Raw genomic sequence first — 9,595 nt, 5'->3', positions numbered from 1 at the left:
ATGCTTAATCCCCCTGGTTTATCGGGTGAGCCCACAAAACTCGCACCTTCTGTGAAAATTTACTATAGTTTCGATTGCATAAAAACATATCCAAATAAATAATATTGGGTATATTGGACCTGGGGTGACTTCAAAATCACCCCAGCTTCCGCTTACTTGTCTATGTATGATGCAACAAAACACAATCGAAATAATTGTGTAACTGAAGCATGGCGAGATAAATTAGGAGTGTAACAATTTTACGTAAATGAGTAAATGATAATTGTGAGATTATTATTTTGCCAGGTGTTACAAATTGGTACATCATTGATGCACCAATTGCTTTTTCTAAATGAAAGAGGCAAAACTCTTTCATATGTGCTTTAGTAATGTCGGAACATAAGGGAAGAAAGAGCGGAAGATAATGGAGCCTAAAAATGTAAGAAATAGGTCCGACACTGTCGGGCGAATTCCTATTTTAGACACGCCTTTATTGCTTCATGTGTTTTCGTAAGAGCACCATTGGAGTCTGTAAGAGCAACATTAGGGTTTGAAGGAGAGAAACATTAACTCCCTGAATGTGGTATCTTGTACCACGTCCGTGTCCATACGCTTCTAATAGATTTCCATAGCACATAGCACTCAGCGTTTTTGTTATGTCAGCTTTATGCATATCTAAAGCATATTGTAATGACAGTCTTTAGCCTTGCCGACAATAAAAAAGGTTAAACTCGTGAAGCGTAGCTTGCGATGTTCTTATTTTTGTTTAACTTTGAGACTAATAACATAACGATGGAGCAGCATGAAGAAACTGATTACTTTTTTAATGTTCCTGTTGGCAGTAGGGCAGGGAGCAACGGCGCAGGAAGTGTCGGGGCAGCAGATGCCGTTGCCGAATGCGGAGCTTCATCCGCTTACTCCGAGTACGGAGCTTCACCAACTTGCTCCGAATGTGGAACTCAGGCCGATAACGCCAACTTATTCTGACATTCTGATGATGAAGGCGCTATCATCCTCTGAACTTCTTGCTACGCCGAATATGCCGATTGTGCCGCTGCCGTTTGCAATAGCGCAGCCGCTTGTTTATGGCTACGATGCGAGCCGTTCTGAGACGGCATCGATGGAAGTGTCGAAGAACTTGAGGCTGACTGCCACGGGCGCATACCGTAGCTACATCGGACTGATGGATGTGCAGTCGGTAAGCGGCGGCGTGCAGTACAGTTTGGGTGCCATGACTGTGCAAGGTGCTCTGGCTGCCAACCGTTACCTTTACTACGGACGCGTCGTCACGCAATACGGCGTGTCGGGGCAACTATCCTACAGCTTCAACCCTAACCTTGCGCTCACCGTCTTCGGAACTTATTACAACACGAATCCGTTATTCAGCATGGCGGCATTCCCGTTCGTGCCGACGACAAGTTACGGCGGATATATGACCGTTGGCAGTCGTAGTTTCTACGTTAACCTCGGTGTTGAGCGCCGCTTCAATGCTTTCGAGCACAAGATGGAGACGGTGCCTATCATCACTCCTGCGTTCAAAATCTCGAACAAGGTGACTATCGAACTGCCCTTGGGCGACCTTACGAAACATCTTATAGAGGAAATCTTGATAAAGAGCGGACCGCACAGACGCTGATACCATTTATAGTTCGTCGCAAATAACAGATAACATATAGCGAATCCCCTCGTTCGGCAATGCTGAGCGAGGGGATTGTCATTTATATACCAACTCAATGTTCTTCCTCCAACTGTTTCAGCAAAAACTCCTCCAATGTCTTCTTGTCGGGCAGTTGCAGCATATAGGTAGAAACGAAGAGGTTGTTATCCATGCCGGCGAGCGCGTACTCCACCATCTTTTTGCCTTTGCGTGTGCAGAGCAGGATGCCGATTGGAGGGTTGTCGCCAGGTTGCATTTCGTTCTCGCGATAATGCGATACGTATGCGTTGAGCTGTCCGAAGTTCTCGTAGGAGAACTCCTCGTTCTTCAGTTCTATGATTACGCCGCAATGCAGTATGCGGTTGTAGAACACAAGGTCGGGATAGTAATACTCGTCGTCGATGATGATGCGCTTTTGGCGAGCCTCTAAGCAGAAGCCCTTGCCGAGTTCGAGGATGAACTCTTGCAAGTGGCTGATAAGCGCATCCTCCAAGTCATGCTCGTCAACAACTTCCTGCGCCTTTAGTCCAAGAAATTCGAACGTGAACGGCTGGCGTATCTGCAACTTTGTAGAATCGTGCCCTTGAACAGAAGGGAGCGAAAGCAACTTCTCGGGATTAGCGCTGATGCCAGCCCTGACATATAGATTTGTGCTTATCTGACGGCGAAGCTCACGAACCGACCAGGTACACTTGATGCACTCCTGCTCGTAGAAGTAGCGGGCGAGAGGGTCGTCAACCTTCATAATCTCATTGATATGTGAGAATGAAAGCTTTGAAACCAATGTTTCTCCAGAAGTTACGAATTTGCATGACGCTGTTGTGCAAATTATATCGGTACGCATTGAGGTGTCTTCGGATGGTAATGAAATTATATCTTCTGTAGATTTGCATGACACTGTCGTGCAAATTCTATTCTTAAAATTCTCAATCATCTGAGGATACATACGATAAAAGTTGCGAGAACTTTGGAATGTATTACGTGTCAGTCCCTTCCTATCCACCCTTTCCTCCAACTTCTTCAGCAGTTGCGTTCCATACTCAGCCCTATCCTTGCCGTGCTGTTCAAACTCAACGATGTAATAACCAATGAGCCAGTTGCGCATAGTCTGCATACGGTTTATTGCTTTTACTGCGGACGATTGTGCTGCATCATGAGTAGTCTGAACGATAGAAGCCAAGTCGTTGAAGGAGTGGAGCGTCTTGCTCCAATCCTCAAAAGGCAGTTCCAATCCGTCGTGCAGGTATCTTTTCACTTCGTTTGCCATAATGTTGTGTTTATGTCTTGTATCTTATCCTTTCTGCATAATAGCTGCCTATCCCACCGCCAGTGAGTAGAGGGCGAACATCCAGTGGGCGGTGATGGCAGCCACGAGTCCGCCGCAGAAGTGGGCGAGGATAGCCTTCGGGGTGAGGTCGCGATAGCCGAGCGAGTCGAGCATGGCGGTGTGAGTGCTGAGGAAGCCGCTCCAGCACATGCCGATGGCGGTGAACACGGCGATTGCGTTGCCGTCAATCCAGCCGTGCGCTATGAAGTTGGGTATCAGGCTGAGGGCAGCGCCCACCGCGCCGAGTGCCGTGATGGGGAACGCCACGAGATGCGGGTCGTGGAAACCGAAGAGCCACTCGAACACGAAGTCGATCTTGTTAGCCAGCCACGGCAGCAGCTCCACACCCTGGTAAGCAGCACCCGTGTATGAGCCGTCGGCAGACGCGCCGAACGTGAATATCATCACGAACGTAGAGATGATGAGCACGCCCGGAATGATGGCTATGCCCACCTCCACACCGCTGCGTCCGCCGTCGAGCATGGCGTTGAGCAGACGTATGAACACGGTCTTCTCCTCGCTCTCGCTTTCCTCCTTCTCCTCTTCTTCGATGTCCTCCTTCGACACCGCGTCCTCCGTAGCATACTGCGGATAGGCTTTCAGCACGAAGCGCTGCATCAGTCGCGTGGAGCAGACGCAGCCGAAGCACGCACCGAGCAGACCGATGAACGGTGCGGCATAGTAGCCCTGACTCGCCATGAACACGATGACGAGCAGACCCATACCGAACGCCGTACCGAAGTTGGTGAGCGAGATGAACTGATATTTCTTGAAGTAGCTTGCGAAGCGCTTGTCGTGCGCAAGCGAGATGATTGCCGGGTTGTCCGAAAGGAAAGTCATAACCGCACCTAACGATGTCACGCCCGGCAGGTTGAATATCGGGCGCATCAGCGGTCGCAGCGTTCGTTCGAGCAGCGTTACCACGCCGAACTCCACGAACACCTTGCCTATGGCACCGGTTATCACGCAGATACTCATCAGGTAGAACACAGTGTTGAGGAGCAGGTCGTGCGCTGTGCGCATAATAGTGTTGAGCATGTTCGGCACACCCATCACCATGCCGAGATAGCCGAAGAGTACTACTACTGTGGTTATGCACCATACACCGCTCGGGATGAGTGTTTTGCGTTTAGAATTGTTCTGTTTCATAAGGTGTTCGTTTAATAGTTTGTAGATAAACGGTTGGTGGCTTTTGCAACCGTCATAACCAGTCGCAAAGATATGAATAATTATTGAACGGCGTACGCCAACAGCCGATATTTTTTTTCGATTAGAAAACTCTAATGCCGAATTAACGCCTTCTACAATAGCCTCTTTAGGGGTGTGTTCCGTCCGCTGCCCGGTCGGGCGGCGTACGGAATCTGGTCGGGCGGCGTACGGAATCTGATTGGGCGGCGAACGCAATCTGGTCGGGTGGCGTACGGAATGCGATGATGGTGCGCGTGATGTTCGACAACCCAACTGCCGACTCAACCGCCCGTGTCTTGCCATTGAAGAGTGCGGCATTGGCATTGCGCCTGCCGACCTCAAGCATATATTCTGTTGGTCTCTGCAACGGATGGATACAAAAAAAGTGACGAGAGAATATGATTTTCTCTCGTCACTTTTTTATATGTCGCTTAGAAGTGGAACTTCGTTCCGATGCTGAACTTAAGCTCGCCGTGAGCAGGACTATTCGAGTCTTCTATGCCCTTTCCATGCACAACGGCAGACGGCTCAGCGTATATCTCGAAGTGGCGGCTTAAACGCCAACCTGCCTGTAGAGCAACGTTCACACCAGGCACCACCTTCGTCTTCCTACCCTCGCCCGAGCTGATGCCCATTTGGACACCAGCCAAACCGGTAAGTTGGAAGAGACGGTCGTCGTTCTGTTCGCCGGTGATAGCGTTGCGTATGTTCATCATGTAGTCGGCAGCGACGGTGGTGATGTGGTTAGTGTGCTCCGTATCGCGCTTCAGGAACGTCTCGCTCACGCTGCCATACACACCATGCACACCGTTCAACCAGCGACCATATCCAGCACGCACGTTGTAAGTCAGCTTCTTCGTTCCGCTCACCTTGCCGAAGTTGCCCGAGTAGAAGCCTGCTCCGCCACTCACGTCCACAACGTTCTTCTGCTCCGGAGCCTCGTTCAGTTCGCTTGTGTGCTTCTCGCGGTTCAGCACATAGTCGATGCCAACGAGCACACGCGGCGTAACGCGTCCCCAGTTCTTGCCCTTGAAACGATCGGACAGCTCATAAGCCATGGTAGGTTCTACGAACAAGCCCGTGGTAGAAGAGAGGCGGATGCGAGCCTGACCACCTGCGTGTACGTCAGGAGCGAAGTATGCCTTATGTGCTCCGTAGTCGGCGCCGATAGCAAAGCCCACCACTGAGCGCAGCGATAACCACGCGCGGTTCTCTGTGCCATAGTTCATTGCGGTGAGGTCGGCAAGCCAGTCGAAGTCAGCCACCGCCTTAGCGTAGCGACCCTCAGCAGTATAACGGCGCATTGTGCCATCAAGACTGAAGCGCAGACCATTTGCCGAGCGCAACCACTGCGTATAGCTCAGACGCGCTGTCGGCATCCAGTAGTCGCTCTGCTTCATCTTCGTAGACGTAGATGCCAAACCGCCTGCGATACTGATAGACACCTTCTTTGTGCCGCGGTCGCCATTAGCACGGCGCTCGATGGCGTATCTGTCGTGATAAGTATAGACGAAGCCAGTGAGCAGCGACGGCATCACGTTGTATGGTTTGAAGTGACCATTCTGTTGTATGAAGTGCTTGTTGTAGATGTCTACACGCGGCTCGATGACAAAGGAGAGACCACGCGAGATGCGCACATTGGCTTGCAGACCACCGCTCACACCCCAGCTGTTCTTCAGTCCGTAAGGCTGACAGTTGGAGCGGTTGAAGCTGACACCTCCCAACAGATTCAGCCAGAAGGTGCGTTCGGGGTAAGCACCGGTGAGCACATTGCTCAGGTTGAGCATGTACTCCACCTGCGAACTGAGTGCTTTAGTGCGCTTTTGGTCAGTAGGACGCATGGTGACGGCACTTAGTGAGAGGCGCACTGCGTTGTACGGGTCGAACCATTTGCCCACACTCGCCATAGGACGAACGCCTGCATAATCGCCCCACGATGCGTTGTGTGCATTAGAAAGGAACGTAGCACCTACCAGTCCGCTCACGAAGATGCCGTCGGCGAAGCTGTGTTTGGTCTTGTCGGGTGCGGCGTAATGCTTGCGCACAACGGGGAGACGATAGCCGAAGCCCATGGTGAGGGTGGTGAACGGTCGCCATCCATGCCAGTTGTTCACCTGCGAGATTTGATCCTCTACCAAGCCGAAGCGCGGTTCGAGGTATGCATATACATTGCGCGACAAAGCAAGTTGTCCGCGCAGACCGAGGTGTACGTCGATGCCATAATCGGCTGGTCCGGCGTTGTGTGCTATGGCGAGAGCTGCGCCCGCTATGCCGTACACCTCGAAACGTTTCGGCGTGTAGTAGCGTCCGCTCTGTGCTATCGCAGTGATGTTGAGCAGATAGTCGAGTCCGAGGGTGGTGTACTTCGACTTCACTCCTTGTGTGCTCCACTCGCCGGTGTTTATATTTAAGCGTACACCATGTTCAGGTGTAATCCAATCGCCGATGTTGAACCCTCCGCTCAAATCGAACTCAGGCTTTCGCGCTCCCATGACGCTCGTTCCTATGCCTCCGTCGACGAACAGATGGTCGAATGGTTTCTTGTGCTGCCATTGTTTTGCCACACGTGGGCGTTGAAGCATGTATTCGAGAGCTCCGCCGTCTATCTGTGCGTGTGCTGTTGTGGTATAAGCAGTGGCAATGAGTGCTATCATTGCCGTTCGTATCATATTATTCATATTATTGTAGCCCCTCCTTATTGTGTTTTTCTACCAATAAATCGTTGACATCACCATCGACGTGCGCTATGTTCTTCAGCGATGGATCCATCTCGAAAGCACGTTTCAGCTCATCGTATGCTCCGACAGCATCCTCAGCACGGTTGAGGCATACGGCGCGCAGATAGTGGGTGAGTGCTTCGTCGTCGGGCAACTCGCGGCTAAGCTTCAGTGCTTCGCTGTTGCGTTTCATGGCGAGCAGCATGAGCAGGTTGTTGCGCTTGCTCGTAGCAGCAATGACTGAGTAGTTGTCCTCGTAGCGTCCGTTGAACGCACCGTTCACGGCGTGTAGCAGACGTGTATTGTCGGTCTTGGGTACGTAGCTCATTATCTCGTCTGCCTCGCCATACTGCTGGTCTTTGAGTAACGCAATGGCGTGGTTGGTGTTGACAGCCACTGGTGCCTTCTCGCCTGCGAATTTCTCCAATAGCTCGGGGTCGGGCTCGCCACGCTCGATGAGCAGGGCAGCGAGGTCGTTGGCTGTAATCATGAACGAGGGAAACATCTCCAACGCCTGACGCAGGATGGTCTCGCGCTTCTTTGGGTCGGACTCGTTGCGGTAGAGCATGAAGAACTCGTAGCGTGAGAGCTTATGATAATCGTCGGCATATAGCTGGCGAATTTCGTCAATCGTGAGTTGACGGAATATAGCATAGTTCATGGTGTAGTTCACCTGGCGCAGCTGAGGCAGATAGCGTGCTTCGAGCACACTATTGTAGAACGGCAGGCGGCGCATACGTCCGCTCTGTACGTTGGGGTCGGCATAGCGGTCGATGATGCCTTGCACCTTGTCAGCCTCGCTGAAGAGCGAGTCACGGCGCAGCAGTGTCACCACGTCGCTCCATGTAGCTACTGACGACTTCGTGCCGAACTCCATGTCGTTGCGAAGGTCGTCGGGCAGTTGACTGCGTATATGTCCTAAGGCGAACTCCATACGTTGGCGTGCGAGTGTCTGGTTGCGCGAGAGACGACCGTCTGGCGACGATATACCCTCAAGCTCAAACGACAGTAGCGTCGCATCCTTGTCGGCACGTATGGCATCGATCTGACGGCGCAGCTTCTCTATCTCGGCGTGGTTCTGCGGGTCGTCGGTGTTCAGCGTCGACTTGCCGATGAGGAACTTCAAGTTGATGCTACCCTTGCTGTTGCGCATCTGCTTCTCGGGTGTGGGGTAGTAGGCCTCGTCGTTAAGCGTACTGCCCATGATGGAGCAGTCGAGCCATCGCAGTGGGTTCACCGTGCCACGGGCAATGATGGTGGTGTCGCGGTAGAGTATGTGTGTGTAGTCCTCTATAGCCATGTACACGTCGCAAGAGTAGTCGGCTTTCAGGTTCTCGACATATATAGAATCTGTGTAGCCGAGGATGTCGTTGTCGCGACCATTCTCGCGCAGCGTGCGACTCTTCACCGTTATGTACTTAGCGAGTGGATCGCCATTGTCGCTGTTCTTAATGTCGTAGTTGTAGAGTCGGTCTTGTGTGATGTTATACTTTTTGCCGTCGTACACCATCGGACGCAAGAGGGTGAGCTGCTTGTCCGTCACATTGTTTAATATAGGTTGCACCACGAGACGTCTGTTGCTGCGGAACATCTCCTTCGGCACACGCACGCGAGTGCGCACATATAGCCAGTTGCCCTTCACCTCGATGTCGGTTGGTTCGGGCATGATGCGGTCGGTGATGCGCTTTGTCTTCACCACCACCTCGCCGAGAGTAATGTCGTCTTCGTTGAGTTTCACCTCTGTGAACTTGTCGTTCTTCACCTTCAGTATCTCGGGTTTCGCGCCAATCATAGAGAAGCGCAGCTGTGCGCCAATCTGCGTGTTCATGGAGAAGCGTCCGTCCTCGTCGGTGACGGCGAGAGCGCGGCGTAGTTTGATGTCGGTGATGTTCACGCCAATGAGCGGTTCGCCGGTTTGCTTGGACACCACGCGACCCGTGAAACGTATCACGCCCTGAGCCTCGGCTTCGAGTGAGAAGCTGATAACGGCAACGAGCACTATGAGCAGCCGTTTGATGTGTAGGGTGATGTATTGTGATATAATGCTTTTCATATCTGTTTATTTAATAATGGTTTCCATCTCCTACTATTTAATAATGTACACAAAGTTGACAGCAGCCTTGATTGGTGCGAAGTTGACGGTGCTTACGTTCGGCTTGTCAAGAGCGGCACGCTCCTCTTCGTTGCGCGAGTACTTCTCTTGGCGATACACGGCACCAACGCCAATCGTAGTCTCAAGGCTCCAGTGACGACTAAGTACGAAGCTATAGCCATAGGTGATACCACCACCGAAGAGATCGCCGTCGTGACGTTTATCGTTGAACTGTAAATCGTAGTTCGCAGCAACGGCTGTTAGACCAACGAAATGACCCGCCTGCGGACGAGCACTGAACCAGTAGCGTGCTTCGGGTTCGAATGCGAAGCCCTTGGTGCTGAGGTTGGAGACACCATATGGTTTGAAGCCACTAACTCGGTTGACTACACCTTCGAGATTGAACGTCATGTGGCGGTTAATTCTGAACTCAACCCCAAGGTTGGGAGACATGGCAAGCCAATACAATGCGTTCGTTTTTACATTTATGCGCTGTGCTGTGGCTGGTGAGGCAACGGCAAGCATTACCACGACGGTGGTAATAAACGCAATTAGTTTCTTTGACATTTATGCGATTATTTGTATAGTATTAATTGTATGTAATTACCTGTTGGCGGAATTAAAAAACCGCCTGA

6 protein-coding genes are annotated in these 9,595 nt (G+C 51.6%); 1 reads left to right on the top strand and 5 read right to left on the bottom strand.

Going from position 1 to position 9,595, the window contains the following annotated elements:
* The first annotated feature begins 781 nt into the window (after positions 1-781).
* A complete protein-coding gene (locus HMPREF0673_RS00270; RefSeq protein ID WP_007896713.1) occupies positions 782-1,615 on the top strand; it encodes a porin family protein in 834 nt (277 codons plus the stop codon).
* A 94-nt stretch (positions 1,616-1,709) separates the two neighbouring features.
* On the opposite strand, the gene HMPREF0673_RS00265 is transcribed toward HMPREF0673_RS00270, so the two are convergent.
* The 5 genes from HMPREF0673_RS00265 to HMPREF0673_RS00245 form a co-directional block, all read right to left on the bottom strand.
* Positions 1,710-2,903 (bottom strand): PDDEXK nuclease domain-containing protein, encoded by a 1,194-nt coding sequence (locus HMPREF0673_RS00265; protein WP_007896712.1) that lies wholly within the window; start codon positions 2,901-2,903, stop codon positions 1,710-1,712.
* A gap of 48 nt (positions 2,904-2,951) precedes the next feature.
* Complete coding sequence (locus HMPREF0673_RS00260) at positions 2,952-4,112, bottom strand: CD0519/CD1768 family membrane protein (RefSeq protein WP_007896711.1); 1,161 nt, start codon at positions 4,110-4,112, stop codon at positions 2,952-2,954.
* Positions 4,113-4,582: 470 nt separating this feature from the next.
* A complete protein-coding gene (locus HMPREF0673_RS00255) occupies positions 4,583-6,820 on the bottom strand; it encodes a hypothetical protein (protein ID WP_157591593.1) in 2,238 nt (745 codons plus the stop codon).
* Positions 6,821-6,830: 10 nt separating this feature from the next.
* A complete protein-coding gene (locus HMPREF0673_RS00250) occupies positions 6,831-8,921 on the bottom strand; it encodes a tetratricopeptide repeat protein (protein ID WP_007896704.1) in 2,091 nt (696 codons plus the stop codon).
* Positions 8,922-8,954: 33 nt separating this feature from the next.
* Positions 8,955-9,527, bottom strand: coding sequence for a DUF3575 domain-containing protein (locus HMPREF0673_RS00245; protein ID WP_007896703.1), 573 nt, complete (start codon positions 9,525-9,527; stop codon positions 8,955-8,957).
* Positions 9,528-9,595 lie beyond the last annotated feature (68 nt).

The organism is Leyella stercorea DSM 18206 (assembly GCF_000235885.1).
Classification (GTDB): Bacteria; Bacteroidota; Bacteroidia; order Bacteroidales; family Bacteroidaceae; genus Prevotella; species Prevotella stercorea.
This window is presented reverse-complemented; position numbering and strand designations above follow the sequence as displayed.

Coding starts and splice junctions, on each gene's coding strand:
- HMPREF0673_RS00270 (WP_007896713.1), top strand. CDS start 782: ATGAAGAAACTGATTACTTTTTTAATGTTCCTGTTGGCAGTAGGGCAG.
- HMPREF0673_RS00265 (WP_007896712.1), bottom strand. CDS start 2,903: ATGGCAAACGAAGTGAAAAGATACCTGCACGACGGATTGGAACTGCCT.
- HMPREF0673_RS00260 (WP_007896711.1), bottom strand. CDS start 4,112: ATGAAACAGAACAATTCTAAACGCAAAACACTCATCCCGAGCGGTGTA.
- HMPREF0673_RS00255 (WP_157591593.1), bottom strand. CDS start 6,820: ATGATACGAACGGCAATGATAGCACTCATTGCCACTGCTTATACCACA.
- HMPREF0673_RS00250 (WP_007896704.1), bottom strand. CDS start 8,921: ATGAAAAGCATTATATCACAATACATCACCCTACACATCAAACGGCTG.
- HMPREF0673_RS00245 (WP_007896703.1), bottom strand. CDS start 9,527: ATGTCAAAGAAACTAATTGCGTTTATTACCACCGTCGTGGTAATGCTT.